Below are 14,967 nucleotides of genomic sequence, written 5' to 3'. Positions count from 1 at the left end.
CCTCCTATAATGTATAATCAGTCATGTCTCATAAAACCAATTGTTGACTCTTTATTACCATTTTCGATTGCTTGATAAATTGCTTTCCAAGCTAATGTTGCACATTTTATTCTAGCTGGAAATTGAGCTACACCTTCAAGAATCGTAGCATCTCCAAGAATTTCCTCAACATTTTTAGTACTTTCACCAGTTACCATCTTCGAAAAGGTCATTACCATCTGTTCTACTTGAATTGGTGTTTTTCCAATTACTTCATCAGTCATCATACTCGCCGAAGCTTGACTAATTGTACACCCAGATCCCGAAAAAGCCACATCGGAAACTTTGCCAGCTTGCATGACCACCTGGACAGTAAGAACATCCCCACATGTTGGATTCCTTAATTCTAATTGATGATCAGCGTTTTCAAGTGTCCCATGATGATGTGGATGAGAGGCATGTTCCAAAATCATTTGTCTGTATAAATTATCTAGTCTAGACAATCCCATTATTAAAGAACTCCTTTGTCGCTTTGATTGCTTCTATCAACTTTTTCCCATCTGCAACTGTATTATAAACATAAAAACTTGCACGTGCTGTTGCTGCAACATTTAAATATTCCATTAAAGGCTGTGCACAATGGTGGCCTGCCCTAATTGCAACACCTTCCATATCAAGAGCAGTTGCTACATCATGTGGATGCAATCCTTTCAAGTTAAAAGAAATAATACCTGTTCGTTTTTCCGGATCTAATGGTCCATAAATTTCTATTCCTTGAATATTTAGCATTTCAGGCAATACATTAGCAATCAAAGTCTTTTCATAACTTGCAATATTTTCCATACCAATACTTTCAAGATAATCAATTGCTGCTCCTAATCCAATAACACCAGCAATATTTTGAGTACCACCCTCAAATTTCCAAGGCGCCTTCTTATAAGTTGTCTTTTGAAGCTGCACCCAATCAATCATCTCACCGCCAAATTCAAGGGGCGGCATTTTATCTAACAATTCACTTTTTCCCCAAAGAATTCCAATTCCAGTTGGTGCCATCAATTTGTGTCCAGAAAATGCAAAAAAATCAATTCCCAGTGCTTGAACATCAATTTTCATGTGTGGTGTAGATTGTGCTCCATCAACCACCATAATTGCACCATGCAGATGTGCAATTTTAGTAACTTCCGCAATTGGGTTAACAGCTCCTAAAACATTCGATGCATGTGCAAGCGAAACAATTACAGTCTTATCTGTAATTTGCTTATATGCACTATCCATATCCAACTGACCATCAGGGAGCAAATCAATATATTTTAAAACGGCACCCTTTTTTTTTGCGAGATTTTGCCAGGGAACAAGATTACTATGATGTTCCATATAGGAAATAACAATCTCATCTCCCGGCTTTAAAAAAGTCTCACCATAACTAGCTGCAATCCAATTCAATCCCTCAGTTGTACCTTTTGTATAAATAATTTCCTCTTCACTAGATGCATTAATAAAATGAGCAACTTTCTTCCTAACAGCTTCAAATTGAGCAGTTGCTCGTTCAGCAAGTGTATGAACACCACGATGGACATTAGCATTATCATGATAATAATAATTTGTAATTGCCTCAACAACTGCGCGCGGCTTTTGTGTAGTTGCTGCATTATCAAGATAAACCAACTGCTCGTCATTTACCTTTTGTTGTAAAATTGGAAAATCCTCACTAAGATTATTCATCTTTTTGGCCATCGACAAGCTTCCTTTCGATTGTAACCTTTAATTGTTCTTCAATTACTTTAGAGGGAATTGCTGCCAATACAGGCCCCAAAAAGCCTCTAATTACTAATCTTTCAGCAACTTTCTTTGGTAATCCTCTGCTCATCAAATAATAAAGTTGTTCCTGATTGACACGCCCAACACTAGCTGCATGACCGGCCGTAACATCATTATCGTCAATTAACAATATTGGATTAGCATCACCTTTAGCCTTGGTTGAGAGCATCAAAACACGACTTTCTTGTTGCGCATCAGCACCTTTTGCTCCTTTAATGATATGACCAATTCCATTAAATGTAAGCGTTGACCGTGATAAAATTACCCCATGTTGCAGAATGTGCCCAATCGTATGTCGCCCAATATTTGTAACACGTGTATCAATTCCTTGGACCTGTTTACCAGTTGAAATTGCAACGACTTTGACCTCCGAATGAGCTCCATCACCAACTAAATCAGAATCAAAATCTCCAACAATATTACCATCATTCATCATACCCATTGACCAATCAATCTTGGAATTTCTTTCGAGGTATCCTCTACGATTAAGATAAGTTGTGGTGTTTGCGCCCAAGCGATCCACACTTGCAAATTTAATATGACTATCTGCCTGCGCGATAACTTCAACGATAATATTGGCTGTTGTTTTTTCAGAGCCAACCGTCATCAAATTTTCAAGATAGGAAAATTCACTATTACTATCAACCACCAAAATAACATGATGTACATAATCGTTTTTTTGTGTTGAATCTTGAACAAAATAAGTAGTTAGTGGTTCCTTAACAACCGTGTTTTTAGGTACATAAATAAACAATCCACTTGTCAAATTAGCAACATGTTGTGCAGTTAATAAATCTTCATCAAATTTTATAGCTTTTTGCATGAAATATTTTTGAACTAAGCCACTATGTTTCTCAAGTGCTTCTTGCCAGTCACAAATAACTACACCTTGTTCTTCAAAAGTTGTGAGCCCACTTTTCTGAAGCGTATCTTGCCCCAATTGGACAACAAGATGTTTAGCATCTTCAATTGGTAAATCATCTAAAAGTTCAGCATTTGAAGAAACTTTCTTCAACTTTTCTTTTAACTGAATCGGCCATCTATGATACCTAATTTTCTCAAAATTTGGTAATTCAAGTTTTGGTTGTGACTCTAATGCTTTAACTCTTATATCAGTAAACCACTTTGGTTCAGTTACACTCTTTGCATAACTTTTAATTTCAGGATAATTCTCAAATTCAACCGTCATAATTCACCCCATCTCTATGCATCTTCATCAACAAGCTTGATATCTAATCCAAGCTCATCTCTCAAACCTGCATAGCCCTCATCTTCAAGTCTCTTCGCAAGTTCAGGCCCGCCTTGTTTAACAATTCGGCCACCCATCATTACATGAACCACATCTGGAACAATATAATTCAATAAACGTTGATAATGAGTAATAATTAAAGAACCAAATTCTGGTCCTCTCATCTTATTAACTCCACGCGAAACAACCTTTAGTGCATCAATATCTAATCCTGAATCAATTTCATCAAGAATAGCAAACTTCGGTTTAATCATCATTAATTGCAAAATTTCATTTCGCTTTTTTTCACCGCCGGAAAATCCTTCGTTAAGATATCGATCTGCCATTTCTTCAGTCATATCTAAGACAGACATGGTTTCATCCAATTGTTTCAAAAAACTTCTAATAGAAAGCGCATCATCTTCTGGTCTACGAGCATTAATTGCTCCTCTAATAAATTCTGCATTTGTTACTCCAGGAATTTCAGCTGGATATTGCATTGCCAAAAATAATCCTGCACGCGCACGTTCATCTACTGGCAACCCAAGAATATTCTCGCCATTCAATAAAACTTCACCTTGAGTAACCTTATATGCCGGGTGACCCATGATAGCTTCTGAAAGAGTCGATTTTCCCGTTCCATTTGGCCCCATGATGGCATGAATCTCGCCGGTCTTCATCGTCAAATTGACACCTTTTAAAATGTTTTTCCCTTCAATTGATACATGTAAATCTTTTATCTCAAGTGTTGACATCATCAATTCCTCCAATTTAGAACACACTCTAATTTTATCTTAATTGCGAATCGTTTTCAATTAGAAAATACATCAGTTTTTAATTTTTATTAATAACTAAAAAAACAAATAATCAGCTTTTACTACTACAACCATTCTTTTTCATAGACATCAACTTTAAATCCGCAAGTAAAATGATTGTCTTCAATCATTAAAGGTCTTTTAATTAATTTGCCATCATTAGCAAGTAACTCGCTAGCCTCTTCAGCACTCATTGATGAAACTTTATCCTTTAACCCCAACTCACGGTAATGAATTCCACTTGTATTAAAAAAATATCTGAGTGGGTAATTTCCTTCCTTAATTAACTTCAATAGTTCTTCCTTTGTTGGTGGTGTACCTACAATGTCGATTTCCTCAAAAGTAACATTATTTTGGTTAAGCCAATTTCTTGCTTTTGCACAAGTACTACAGCGATTGTAACAATACATTTTTTTCAATTTAGCCAACCCCTTCTTTGTTCTAAAAATTATTATAGTACAAGACCTAATTTGAAAAAAGTCTAGTAATCTAATATATACATTTAAAAATTGTTAAAATTACTTCTACTTTGCTTTTGTTTGTCACAAAAATATTTTAGCTAAGAGAAAAAGACTGGACTAGAATTTTCATCCTAACTCAGCCTCTTAGCAAGAGAACATTAACTTACTCAGTTCATCAATTTTTTAATTATCTCACGTCATATTTTTAACGTGGTCAATGAAAATCCTTACTGTTGCTAAACATATAACTCTTATTGTGATATCTCATAGACATTATTATTCCAACACCTATCATATTACCAATTAGCGATGAACCACCTTGGCTTATAAATGGTAGTGGAATCCCCGTCAAAGGTAATAGACCAATACTCATACCAATGTTCTCAAAAACGTGGAATAAAACCATCATAATAACACCAGTTGAAAGATACGCATAAAATTCATTCTTTGTATCAAAAGTAACCTGAATCATTTGAAAAATTAATAACAAGTATAAAAATATTAAAACACACCCACCAATAAAGCCAAAGTTTTCTCCGATTACTGAAAAAATCATATCTGACTCTCGGACCGGAACATATACATTAGATACATCAAAGCCCTTTCCAAGTAACTTTCCCGAACCAACTGCTTTCATACTTTGCCACAATTGATAACTCGTAGAAGATGTATTAGCAGATGGATTTAACCATGCTTCAATACGATCAAATTGATACGTCTTGAATCCAATTTGTTCAAGAACATCTCTTCCATATATCACTAAAACAATCGCGGTCGTTCCTAAAAAACCACCTGCTATTGCTATTGGTGCAATAATCTTCCATGTTATTCCTGAAACAATTACAACACCACCAAAAATCGCAAAAAAAACAAGCATTGTTCCAAAATCATTTTGCAACTTCAATAAAACTGCAATTGGCAATGTCCAAGCTACCATTTTAAATAATAACTTCCAATCACTATTTGATGTATGTTCAATATATTCGTTATTGTGCTTAGAAACCACACGTGCCAACATCATTATATATGCAGGTTTCATAAGTTCAGATGGTTGAAATGTCAAACTACCAATTGCAAACCAACTTTTAGCCCCTGTACTATTAAAATATGCACGACTATATAAAAATAACACAGACACTAAGAGAAATATCCCAACTCCATATGCGATTGGAGCTAACTTCCAAAGTTGTTCGGCATCAAATTGCATAATGATTATAACTGCAACAATTCCAATTGCATACCAAACTACCTGCGTCAATATCATTTTTGTAACACTTGATGTGCTTGTATCGTGACTTGCAGCAACATATATCGAAGCAATTCCGATTACAGCTAATACTAAAACTGAAAAAATAATTCCATAATCAATTCTAGCATCTTTATTATCTGCTCTTGTTAACTGTCTTTCAGTCAATTCTTCACCTTCCTTACCATTACATCAAAAAATTCTAATTTGCCCGATGAAGATGGTAATCACGAATCAATAAATTAACAGCCTCGTCATGTGAACTAGTCTTAAATGTCTCTCCATTTGGGAGCAAGGCGACAAAACCCCGTTCAGAAATTTTTATTTTTCCAAGGCTGTGTGACCCTACAGTTAATACAATTTCTGTTTTCCCATCTACAATTTGTTCATTTTCCTTTATCTCAATACTTTTTTCTTTACGTGACACTAGCTTCCTCCCATTTTTTAAATATCCAAATATTATTTGTTATTCTTAAACTAACTACATAACTTCATAAATCATCTTGTATCATTATTACGCCTCAAACTAAACTTCTTTGGAACTGGATCATATCCTCCTTTAACAAAAGGATGACATCTTAATATTCTAAAAATCCCCATCAACGAACCCTTAATTGCTCCATGAATTTGGATTGCTTGAATCATATAATTTGAACAAGTAGGATAATAGCGACAGCTTGGCGGAAAAAAAGGGGAAATTCCTTTTTGATATCCGCGTACAATTAAAATTATCAGCCGCTTCATCAAGAAATTATCCCCCTTAAATCATAATTATTTCTTATTTTTTTCTATATGTTCTAATAAGAAACCTGTCCCCATTGCGACATCATCTAACGGTGAATCTGCAACCATCACTGGAACTTTTAAATGCTCAGAAAATAGTTGATCTATCCCATCAAGTAATGCACCACCGCCAGTCAAAACTATCCCACGGTCAATAATATCAGCAGATAATTCTGGTGGTGTTTGCTCAAGAACATCCTTTGCTGCATCAATTACAGACATCATTGTGTCATGAAGTGCACTTTCAATTTGATTAGAAGACAAAGTAATAGTACGCGGTAACCCGTTTACCACATCGCGTCCTCGTACCTCCATTTCTTCATTCCGATGATCTGCCAAAACAGTTCCAATTTCAATTTTAATTTTTTCAGCTGTACGTTCACCAATTTGAAGACCTTGACTCTTACGAGTATATGTCATAATATCAAAATTCAACCTATCTCCAGCCACCCTCAAAGAACGGCTTACCACAATGTCACCTAGCGAAAGAACTGCTATATCACTAGTTCCACCACCAATATCAATTACCATACTACCATGTGGTTGGAAAATATCTAGTCCTGCACCGATAGCCGCTACTTTGGGCTCTTCTTCCAAATAAACATTCCCACCACCAGATTTTTCTGCGGCTTGCCTAATAGCCTTGCGCTCAATCGAAGTTGTGTTCGTTGGGCAGCAAATCAAAATACTTGGTTTAGACATAAATCCTTTTACATTAAGTTTTTTTATAAAATATGAAAGCATCTGCTCGGTCATATCAAAATCAGCAATTACACCATCCTTCAATGGTCGAATTGCACGAATGTTATTAGGAGTTCTTCCGACCATCTTGTAGGCTTCTGATCCAACAGCCAATACCCTTCCTGTTCGAGTATCGATTGCAACTACTGATGGTTCATTCAAGACAATCCCTTTGCCCTTTAAATTAATTAAAACATTAGCAGTTCCCAAGTCAATACCAATATCTTTAGCCATAGCTATTCTCCTTTAAAAATTATATGTAGTGTTTTACAAGCAAGGCTAGACTTAATTTGCTCTACAAAAAACCTATCATATTATACCACAAACGTTCTTCTATCTGAATATCGAATTACATCAAATTAAAAATAAAAAACAGTAAAGACAAGCACTTAAATATGATACTCAGAAAGTTGTTCTTTATTTACCACAACTACGTCAGACTCATCAACTCTTTTGATTTCAGCACCTAAAGAAGCAAGTTTTTGATGAAAATGGTAGTATCCCCGATCTAAATATTTAAGATGCGTTACCTGTGTATATCCAGTTGCTGCTAACCCTGCAAGAATTAATGCAGCAGCAGCTCTCAAATCAGTCGCAGCAACTTCAGCTCCATGCATCTTAGCTGGACCATGTATAAGTGCAGAGTTTCCTTCAATTCTGACATTTGCATTCATTCTTTTTAATTCTTCAAAATGCATAAAACGATTTTCAAAAACTGTTTCAGTTACACTACTTTCCCCATTCGCCAATAATTGAAGAATAGATATCTGTGGCTGCATATCTGTAGGAAAACCTGGGTGTGGAAGCGTTTTGACAGAAACTGGTTTCAAATTTTCTGTTCCTATTACTCTAATGCCTTCCTCTTCTTCGCTCACAGAAACACCCATTTCCTCTAGTTTAGAAATCAAAGGGCGATTATGCTCTGCAATTGCATGTTTTATCAAAATATTTCCATTTGTAGCTGCAGCAGCCACCATAAAAGTTCCAGCTTCAATCCGATCTTGTACAATTGTATGCTCGGTACCATGGAGTTCTTTAACACCAACAATTTTTAATCTTTCAGTTCCTGCACCACTAATGTTTGCTCCCATTTTGTTTAAAACATTTGCTAAATCTACAATTTCAGGCTCACGTGCAACATTTTCAAGAATAGTTATTCCTTTAGCCAAAGTTGCTGCCATCATAATATTTTCAGTTGCTCCAACACTTGGAAAATCTAGGTAGATATCTGCACCAACAAGTCCATCTGTTGTCGCTTCAATATACCCGTCATGTTGCTCAACATGTGCACCCATCGCTTCTAGACCTTTGAGGTGCAAATCAATTGGGCGTGATCCAATTGCACACCCACCAGGCATTGCAACTTTAGCATGTCCTAGTCGAGCTAGCAAAGGTCCGAAAACAACAATTGAGGCACGCATTTTTGAAACATATTTGAAAGGAGCCTCATATGACAAATCTGATGTAGCATCTAGTGAAACTGTTTTATTTTTTTCGTCCATCTCTACTTTAACATTTAGAAATTTTAAAACATTATTCATCATATAAACATCTGATAAAACAGGCACACTTTCTAAATTTAGCACACCTTTTTTTGCCAGTAAACTTGCTGCTAAAATTGGCAAAACTGCATTCTTTGCCCCTTCAATTTCAATACTACCAACAAGTTTCTGCCCGCCATGAACGATTATTTTCTCCAAAATGATTCCTCCAAATTATCAAGATAATATTTTATTATTTTTGAAATAGATAAGATAAATTGCGTACATTATTTATAAAGTCTAAGAAAAAAGAACTACACATATATCCAATTGCAATTGACGCCATTACAATCAGTAATTTAAATGTACCTTGTTTTTGTGAGGATATGTAACGATCTAGTCGCAATGTTTGTATACAATAAAAAGCTAAGAAAACAAAACCAAAGTTACATACAATGTTAAGTAATGCAGTTAATCCATAATAATTCATCAATAATACACTCCTCTAAAAGATACAGCTTAATACTATCATAAAAAAAAAAACAAGTCTTTAAATATGTAATAAATTTGTAATATTTTAATTGTTTTTTACCTTTTTGTACTATAAATTTGCCCAATTACAAAAAAGCCATCTGATTCTCCAAAGAATCAAACGACTTAAAATTATTTTTTTAACATTAACTGGGTAATACTTAGAAATTAATGTCCTGAAATATTAATACGATTTACGGCTTTCCTCAATGAAATTTCAGCACGTTTTGTTGTATCTACATCGTTGCTTTGTTTAGCTATTTCCAAACGCTTTTCCGCACGCTCACGTGCCTTATTAGCACGAGTAGTATCAATATCTTCTTTTTTCTCCGCACTATTTGCTACAACAGTCGCAACATTACCGGAAAATTCAACAAAACCTCCACTGACAGCAATTTCATCAAACTTATCATCGGTCTCTTGAACTTTCACCCTAACTTCATCAATCTCCAAGGAAGCAATCAATGGTATATGATTTGGCAAAATTCCAATCTCACCGACAGTAGTCTTAAAAACGGCTAATCTTGTCTGCTTTTCGTAAACACTTCCATCAGGGGTAACTACACTAACTGTTAACAAATCTTGTTCAGCCATCAAAGTTACCTCCTTTACTTACTTGTCATTTTCTTAGCTTTTTCAACTACCTCTTCAATCCGTCCAACAGAACGAAAAGCATCTTCAGGTAAATCATCATATTTACCATCTAAGATATCCTTAAATCCGGAGACAGTCTCCTTTACTGGTACATAAGACCCAGGCACACCAGTAAACTGTTCAGCAACATGGAAATTTTGTGACAAGAAGAACTGGATACGACGTGCACGCGAAACAATTACTTTTTCATCATCAGAAAGTTCATCCATACCCAAAATAGAAATAATATCCTGTAATTCACGATAACGTTGTAAAACGTGCTGTACTTCAGTAGCAACTGCATAATGTTCTTGCCCAACAATTTCAGGTGCCAAAGCACTTGATGTTGACGCTAAAGGATCAACAGCGGGATAAATTCCTTGTTGAGTAAGGCTACGTTCAAGGTTAGTTGTAGCATCCAAATGAGCAAATGTTGTTGCTGGAGCAGGATCTGTATAATCATCAGCTGGTACATAGACTGCTTGAATTGATGTTACAGAACCTTTTTTAGTAGAAGTAATACGCTCTTGCAATTGACCCATTTCAGTCGCCAATGTTGGCTGATACCCAACAGCGGAGGGAATTCGGCCTAATAAAGCAGAAACCTCTGAACCAGCTTGGGTAAAACGAAAAATGTTATCAATAAATAACAACACATCCTGACCTTCAGTATCACGGAAATACTCAGCAATTGTTAATCCAGTCAATGCAACACGCATACGTGCACCAGGTGGCTCATTCATCTGCCCAAACACCATAGCGGTCTTCTCCAAAACACCTGATTCTTTCATTTCAAAGTATAAATCATTTCCTTCACGCGTACGTTCACCAACACCAGTAAACACTGAAATCCCATTATGTTCTTGAGCAATATTATGAATAAGTTCTTGAATTAAAACGGTCTTCCCAACACCGGCACCACCAAACAAACCAATCTTACCACCTTTAATATAAGGTGCAAGCAAATCAATAACTTTAATACCTGTTTCTAAAATTTCAATTTTTGTATTCAACTGATCATAAGGTGGAACATCGCGATGGATTGGATGACGCTCAGCATCATCTGCAAATTTTTCACCGCCATCAATTGCTTCACCAAGAACGTTGAAAACACGTCCTAACGTTTCTTTACCTACTGGCACACTTATCGAGGCACCAACATCTTCAACTTTTGCACTTCTTTGAACACCATCTGTTGAATCCATTGCAATGGTCCTCATTACCCCGTCTCCAAGTTCAAGAGCAACTTCGACAACAAGATTTGAGCCATCAGCTCTTTCAACATTCAATGCATTGTTGATTTCAGGTAACTTTTCGCTAAGAGGAAATTGAACATCAACAACAGGTCCGATAACTTGAACTACTTTACCAGAACTCATTTAAACATTCCTCCAATCATCTTATTTCCTTTAATCTAAAGCCGCTTGCGCACCTGTAATTTCAGTAATTTCAGTAGTAATTGCACTCTGACGCGCTCGATTATATTGTAATTCCAATGAAGAAATAATATCCTTTGCATTATCTGTAGCAGATTTCATTGCCATTGAACTTGAGGCATGTTCAGAAGTTTTCGCATCCAAAATTGCCCCATAAATCAAGCTTTCTGCATATTGTGGCAAAACAACTTCCAAAATTGCATCCTCGGAAGGTTCCATCTCATATTCAGCAGAAAAACCTGATTCATTCTCCGCAAGCAAATCATCACTTCCTACATTCATCGAAGAGATTGGCAACATTTGCTCAGCTCGAAATTCCGAAGTTAAGGAATTAACAAAATGGTTATAGCAAACAAATAATTCGTCGAAAGTTTCATCATCATACATATCAATAATTTTTTTAACTAGTTGATGTGTCTCTCTAAACTTCGGTATATCTTTGACACCACGAAATTCAAAAGGTACACTAAAACCTCTCTTCTTAAAGAAGTCAGCCCCTGTTCCACCAATTGCAATAATCACTATATCCTTTGCTGAATGATTTCCTTCACTAATTAATTCCATTGTTTGCTTAATCACATTACTATTATAGCTACCAACCAATCCTCGATCAGAGGTAATCACCACTATTCCAGTATGCTTAACCTGCCTCTTTACAAGCATACTCAATCCATCAATCTGATCATCATTTTCATGTGATTCCTTAGAACGTGGTGTAATCGTTGCACCTCCATCAAGTAGATGAGACTTAGCGAGATGTGTAATAACACTTCGAATTTTTCTTGCATATACTTGATAACTAGTCGTATGACGCTGGATTTGGCTCAGCTTGGCAGTCGAAACCATCTGCATCGCGCCTGTGATTTGTTCTGTCTTCTTCGTTGAAGAAATTCTTCGTTTAATTTCTTGTAGAGAAGCCCCCATTAGCCTTCACCAACCTTTCTATTTCGTGGAAACTGGTTGAAAACTTTCAGCAAAATCACTGATAGCTTTATCTAGTTTTGCTGTATCAGGAAGAACACCCGTTTCCTTGATAGAATCTAACAACTCTTTATGATTGTTATCAAAGAATGCAAACAATTCACCTTGGTAACGCATAATATCATCAACCGGGACAGTATCTAGGAATCCATGTGTTAACGCATATAAAATCAAAACCTGCTTTTCAACAACTAATGGTTCATGCAATGGCTGTTTCAAGACCTCAACCGTTCTACGACCACGATTCAATTTTGCTTGTGTTGCAGCATCCAAATCAGAACCAAACTGTGCAAAAGATTCAAGTTCACGATATGATGCCAAATCCAGACGAAGGGTTCCTGATACTTTCTTCATTGCCTTAATCTGAGCAGCTCCACCAACACGAGAAACTGACGTACCAGCATCAATTGCAGGACGAATTCCTGAATAAAAGTTGTTACTATCCAAGAATATTTGACCATCAGTAATTGAAATAACATTCGTTGGAATATATGCAGAAACATCACCCGCTTTAGTCTCGATAAATGGTAAGGCAGTCATAGAACCACCGCCTAATTCATCACTCAACTTAGCCGCACGTTCAAGCAAACGAGAATGTAAATAGAAAACATCACCTGGGTATGCTTCACGACCAGGTGGACGTCTCAAAATCAAGGAAAGTTCACGATAAGCATCAGCTTGTTTTGTTAAATCATCATAAATTATCAAAACATGTTTGCCATTATACATGAACTCCTCTCCCATAGCAGCACCTGAATATGGAGCTAGCCATAATAGTGGGGCAGGAGACGAAGGGCCTGCAGAAACAACGATGGTATAGTCCATTGCTCCATAACTACGGAGTGTTTCAACTTGACTTCTTACAGTTGACTCTTTTTGACCAATAGCAACATAAATACAAATCATATTTTGATCTTTTTGATTAATGATTGTATCAATTGCAACTGAAGTCTTACCTGTTTTACGATCACCGATAACTAATTCACGCTGACCACGACCAATAGGCACCAAAGCATCGATAGCTTTTATACCAGTCTGTAAAGGTTCACTAACTGATTTACGTTGCATAACCCCTGGAGCTTTTTTTTCGACTGGTCGAGTTTTGTCTACCTTAATTTCTCCTAGGCCATCAATAGCTTGACCCAAAGGATTGACTACCCGTCCAATTAACTGATCACCAACTGGAACTTCCATAATTCTACCAGTTCGTTTGACACTGTCACCTTCACGAATTTCTTGATATGAACCCAAGATAACAATACCAACATCATTTGATTCCAGGTTTTGAGCCATCCCCAATGTACCGTCATCAAATTCAAGCAATTCACCTGCTAAAGCATTATCTAGTCCAGTTGCACGGGCAATCCCGTCACCAACATATGTAACTGTTCCGACTTCATCAACTTTGAGTTCATCGTGATAATTTGCTAATTGCTGTTTAATAAGAGCACTTATTTCCTCAGCCTTAATGCTCATAGAAGTTTCACCTCTTTATATAATCATTTCAAAAGCATTCTTTTGATTCGTGCAAATTTTAATTTTAAAGAACCATCATATATATAATTATTTGACTTTAAAATCACACCGCCAATGATATCCGGATCAATTTTCTCTTCTAAAACAACTTTGCTTGCTCCTACAACTCGTGCGAAAGAGCTTTCCAAATTCGCCTTTTGTTTTTCATCCAGTGCAACAGCAGTTGTAACTGTAGCTCGAACAGTTTTTTCATATTCATCGTTCAATCTAAAGTACTCAGCTATAATGACATCTAAATCAGCAATACGATCATAATCAAATAACATTTCTAATAAGTTCTTAACAACTTCAGATGCCGAATCACTCAAAACCTTGATAAAGCTTTGTTTATCTTTTTTTGCAATTTGTTTACTTGTTAAGAGCAACATCATCTTAGGTTCCTCAACAAGAACTTGTTGCAACTCTGTCAATTCATCTTTGATTGATTGACGTTCATCCTTTTCGATTGCTAATTCAAATAATGCACTCCCATAACGATGGGCTATCATTGTCTTATTTAACTTCATTTTGCTTTCCCAACCCTTCGATATAAGAATCAATTAAGGCCTTTTGATTATCAAGTTGTAAATTCTTTGAGATAACTTTGGAAGCAATTTCTAGTGACAATTCTGCAACATCATTCTTAACTCCTTCTAAGGCGTCTTGACGCTCTCGAGTAATATCTTGCTTAGCTGTCTCTTTGATTGATTGGGCCTCACTATGTGCATTATCAACAATCACATTTTTTTGTTGCTCACCATTTTTCTTAGCGCGCTCAATGATTTGTGAAGCTTCAACATGAGATTCCTTTAAAGCCTCTTGCCGTTGTTTTGCTAAATCTTCAGCCTTTTGACGTGCATCTTCAGCTGAATCAATATCATTTGCAATTTTAGCAGCACGTTTTTCCATCATTTCATTGACTGGACCCCATGCATAATGCTTCAAAAGTGCAAGTAATACTATGAATAGGATTAGATAAAACAACATATCTCCCCATTTAACCGTTGTAGCAGCACCAAGTATAAAATCTGGACTCATTTAATTGACACCTCCTCTGTTTTGACAATTAAACAATTATTTTGTTTAACCTTTTGCCAACAAAAGAAATGAAATAACGATTGCTATAATTGGAACAGCTTCGACCAACCCAACACCAATAAACATATTAGTACGTAATTTACCTTCTAATTCAGGTTGGCGTGCCATACCTTCAATCATTTTAGAAATTACAAGACCGTTACCAATCGCAGCACCAATCGCAGCACCTGCAGCTGCTAACCCTGCACCTATTAAAGCTAATGAACTCATAATTAAATCCT

The 14,967-nt window shown here is 36.2% G+C and carries 18 protein-coding genes; all 18 read right to left on the bottom strand.

All coding sequences use genetic code 11. The annotated features are described in order from the left end of the window. Nucleotides 1-17: 17 nt before the first annotated feature. The gene (gene sufU / locus FC80_RS05100; RefSeq protein ID WP_057829055.1) at nucleotides 18-488 is read right to left on the bottom strand and encodes a Fe-S cluster assembly sulfur transfer protein SufU; all 471 of its coding nucleotides are present in this window, start codon (nucleotides 486-488) and stop codon (nucleotides 18-20) included. Then, nucleotides 475-1,713 (bottom strand): cysteine desulfurase, encoded by a 1,239-nt coding sequence (locus FC80_RS05095; protein ID WP_057829054.1) that lies wholly within the window; start codon nucleotides 1,711-1,713, stop codon nucleotides 475-477. Before FC80_RS05095 ends, sufU begins: the two co-directional genes overlap by 14 nt. Next, nucleotides 1,694-2,986 carry a Fe-S cluster assembly protein SufD gene (gene sufD, locus FC80_RS05090; protein ID WP_057829053.1) on the bottom strand — a complete coding sequence of 431 codons (1,293 nt, stop codon included), beginning with the start codon at nucleotides 2,984-2,986 and terminating at the stop codon, nucleotides 1,694-1,696. The genes FC80_RS05095 and sufD overlap by 20 nt, the downstream gene beginning before the upstream one ends. A gap of 14 nt (nucleotides 2,987-3,000) precedes the next feature. Beyond that, on the bottom strand, nucleotides 3,001-3,780 hold the full coding sequence (gene sufC / locus FC80_RS05085; protein WP_057829052.1) for a Fe-S cluster assembly ATPase SufC: 780 nt from the start codon (nucleotides 3,778-3,780) through the stop codon (nucleotides 3,001-3,003). Between the two features lie 125 nt (nucleotides 3,781-3,905). Beyond that, the gene (locus FC80_RS05080; protein WP_057829051.1) at nucleotides 3,906-4,259 is read right to left on the bottom strand and encodes an arsenate reductase family protein; all 354 of its coding nucleotides are present in this window, start codon (nucleotides 4,257-4,259) and stop codon (nucleotides 3,906-3,908) included. Nucleotides 4,260-4,515: 256 nt separating this feature from the next. Continuing rightward, nucleotides 4,516-5,715 carry an FtsW/RodA/SpoVE family cell cycle protein gene (locus FC80_RS05075; protein WP_057829050.1) on the bottom strand — a complete coding sequence of 400 codons (1,200 nt, stop codon included), beginning with the start codon at nucleotides 5,713-5,715 and terminating at the stop codon, nucleotides 4,516-4,518. Nucleotides 5,716-5,749: 34 nt separating this feature from the next. Then, a complete protein-coding gene (locus FC80_RS05070) occupies nucleotides 5,750-5,974 on the bottom strand; it encodes a DUF2969 domain-containing protein (protein ID WP_057829049.1) in 225 nt (74 codons plus the stop codon). Nucleotides 5,975-6,045: 71 nt separating this feature from the next. Next, on the bottom strand, nucleotides 6,046-6,291 hold the full coding sequence (gene yidD / locus FC80_RS05065) for a membrane protein insertion efficiency factor YidD (protein WP_057829048.1): 246 nt from the start codon (nucleotides 6,289-6,291) through the stop codon (nucleotides 6,046-6,048). A 27-nt stretch (nucleotides 6,292-6,318) separates the two neighbouring features. Then, complete coding sequence (gene mreB / locus FC80_RS05060) at nucleotides 6,319-7,305, bottom strand: rod shape-determining protein (RefSeq protein ID WP_057829047.1); 987 nt, start codon at nucleotides 7,303-7,305, stop codon at nucleotides 6,319-6,321. Between the two features lie 155 nt (nucleotides 7,306-7,460). Then, a complete protein-coding gene (gene murA / locus FC80_RS05055; RefSeq protein ID WP_057829046.1) occupies nucleotides 7,461-8,771 on the bottom strand; it encodes a UDP-N-acetylglucosamine 1-carboxyvinyltransferase in 1,311 nt (436 codons plus the stop codon). 34 nt (nucleotides 8,772-8,805) lie between these two features. Continuing rightward, complete coding sequence (locus FC80_RS05050; protein ID WP_057829045.1) at nucleotides 8,806-9,042, bottom strand: DUF1146 family protein; 237 nt, start codon at nucleotides 9,040-9,042, stop codon at nucleotides 8,806-8,808. A 209-nt stretch (nucleotides 9,043-9,251) separates the two neighbouring features. Beyond that, nucleotides 9,252-9,677: a F0F1 ATP synthase subunit epsilon gene (locus FC80_RS05045; RefSeq protein ID WP_057829044.1), complete on the bottom strand. Its 426-nt coding sequence runs from the start codon at nucleotides 9,675-9,677 to the stop codon at nucleotides 9,252-9,254. A 14-nt stretch (nucleotides 9,678-9,691) separates the two neighbouring features. Then, a complete protein-coding gene (atpD, locus tag FC80_RS05040; protein WP_057829043.1) occupies nucleotides 9,692-11,095 on the bottom strand; it encodes a F0F1 ATP synthase subunit beta in 1,404 nt (467 codons plus the stop codon). 30 nt (nucleotides 11,096-11,125) lie between these two features. Next, nucleotides 11,126-12,076 carry a F0F1 ATP synthase subunit gamma gene (locus tag FC80_RS05035; RefSeq protein WP_057829042.1) on the bottom strand — a complete coding sequence of 317 codons (951 nt, stop codon included), beginning with the start codon at nucleotides 12,074-12,076 and terminating at the stop codon, nucleotides 11,126-11,128. Between the two features lie 18 nt (nucleotides 12,077-12,094). Continuing rightward, a complete protein-coding gene (atpA, locus tag FC80_RS05030) occupies nucleotides 12,095-13,609 on the bottom strand; it encodes a F0F1 ATP synthase subunit alpha (protein WP_057829041.1) in 1,515 nt (504 codons plus the stop codon). A gap of 23 nt (nucleotides 13,610-13,632) precedes the next feature. After that, entirely contained in the window at nucleotides 13,633-14,175 is a 543-nt protein-coding gene (gene atpH / locus FC80_RS05025; protein ID WP_057829040.1) for an ATP synthase F1 subunit delta, read from the bottom strand. Then, nucleotides 14,162-14,686 carry a F0F1 ATP synthase subunit B gene (atpF, locus tag FC80_RS05020; RefSeq protein ID WP_057829039.1) on the bottom strand — a complete coding sequence of 175 codons (525 nt, stop codon included), beginning with the start codon at nucleotides 14,684-14,686 and terminating at the stop codon, nucleotides 14,162-14,164. Before atpF ends, atpH begins: the two co-directional genes overlap by 14 nt. A 45-nt stretch (nucleotides 14,687-14,731) precedes the next feature. Beyond that, complete coding sequence (gene atpE, locus FC80_RS05015) at nucleotides 14,732-14,956, bottom strand: F0F1 ATP synthase subunit C (protein WP_057829038.1); 225 nt, start codon at nucleotides 14,954-14,956, stop codon at nucleotides 14,732-14,734. Nucleotides 14,957-14,967: the final 11 nt, after the last annotated feature.

Origin of the sequence: Liquorilactobacillus cacaonum DSM 21116 (assembly GCF_001436735.1) — a bacterium.
Classification (GTDB): domain Bacteria; phylum Bacillota; class Bacilli; order Lactobacillales; family Lactobacillaceae; genus Liquorilactobacillus; species Liquorilactobacillus cacaonum.
The sequence above is the reverse complement of the archived record's forward strand: the minus strand, read 5'-3'. Positions and strand labels throughout refer to the sequence as shown.

Coding starts and splice junctions, on each gene's coding strand:
- atpF (WP_057829039.1), bottom strand. CDS start 14,686: ATGAGTCCAGATTTTATACTTGGTGCTGCTACAACGGTTAAATGGGGA.
- FC80_RS05095 (WP_057829054.1), bottom strand. CDS start 1,713: ATGGCCAAAAAGATGAATAATCTTAGTGAGGATTTTCCAATTTTACAA.
- FC80_RS05045 (WP_057829044.1), bottom strand. CDS start 9,677: ATGGCTGAACAAGATTTGTTAACAGTTAGTGTAGTTACCCCTGATGGA.
- atpE (WP_057829038.1), bottom strand. CDS start 14,956: ATGAGTTCATTAGCTTTAATAGGTGCAGGGTTAGCAGCTGCAGGTGCT.
- sufU (WP_057829055.1), bottom strand. CDS start 488: ATGGGATTGTCTAGACTAGATAATTTATACAGACAAATGATTTTGGAA.
- atpD (WP_057829043.1), bottom strand. CDS start 11,095: ATGAGTTCTGGTAAAGTAGTTCAAGTTATCGGACCTGTTGTTGATGTT.
- sufC (WP_057829052.1), bottom strand. CDS start 3,780: ATGTCAACACTTGAGATAAAAGATTTACATGTATCAATTGAAGGGAAA.
- atpH (WP_057829040.1), bottom strand. CDS start 14,175: ATGAAGTTAAATAAGACAATGATAGCCCATCGTTATGGGAGTGCATTA.
- sufD (WP_057829053.1), bottom strand. CDS start 2,986: ATGACGGTTGAATTTGAGAATTATCCTGAAATTAAAAGTTATGCAAAG.
- atpA (WP_057829041.1), bottom strand. CDS start 13,609: ATGAGCATTAAGGCTGAGGAAATAAGTGCTCTTATTAAACAGCAATTA.
- FC80_RS05050 (WP_057829045.1), bottom strand. CDS start 9,042: ATGAATTATTATGGATTAACTGCATTACTTAACATTGTATGTAACTTT.
- mreB (WP_057829047.1), bottom strand. CDS start 7,305: ATGGCTAAAGATATTGGTATTGACTTGGGAACTGCTAATGTTTTAATT.
- FC80_RS05035 (WP_057829042.1), bottom strand. CDS start 12,076: ATGGGGGCTTCTCTACAAGAAATTAAACGAAGAATTTCTTCAACGAAG.
- yidD (WP_057829048.1), bottom strand. CDS start 6,291: ATGAAGCGGCTGATAATTTTAATTGTACGCGGATATCAAAAAGGAATT.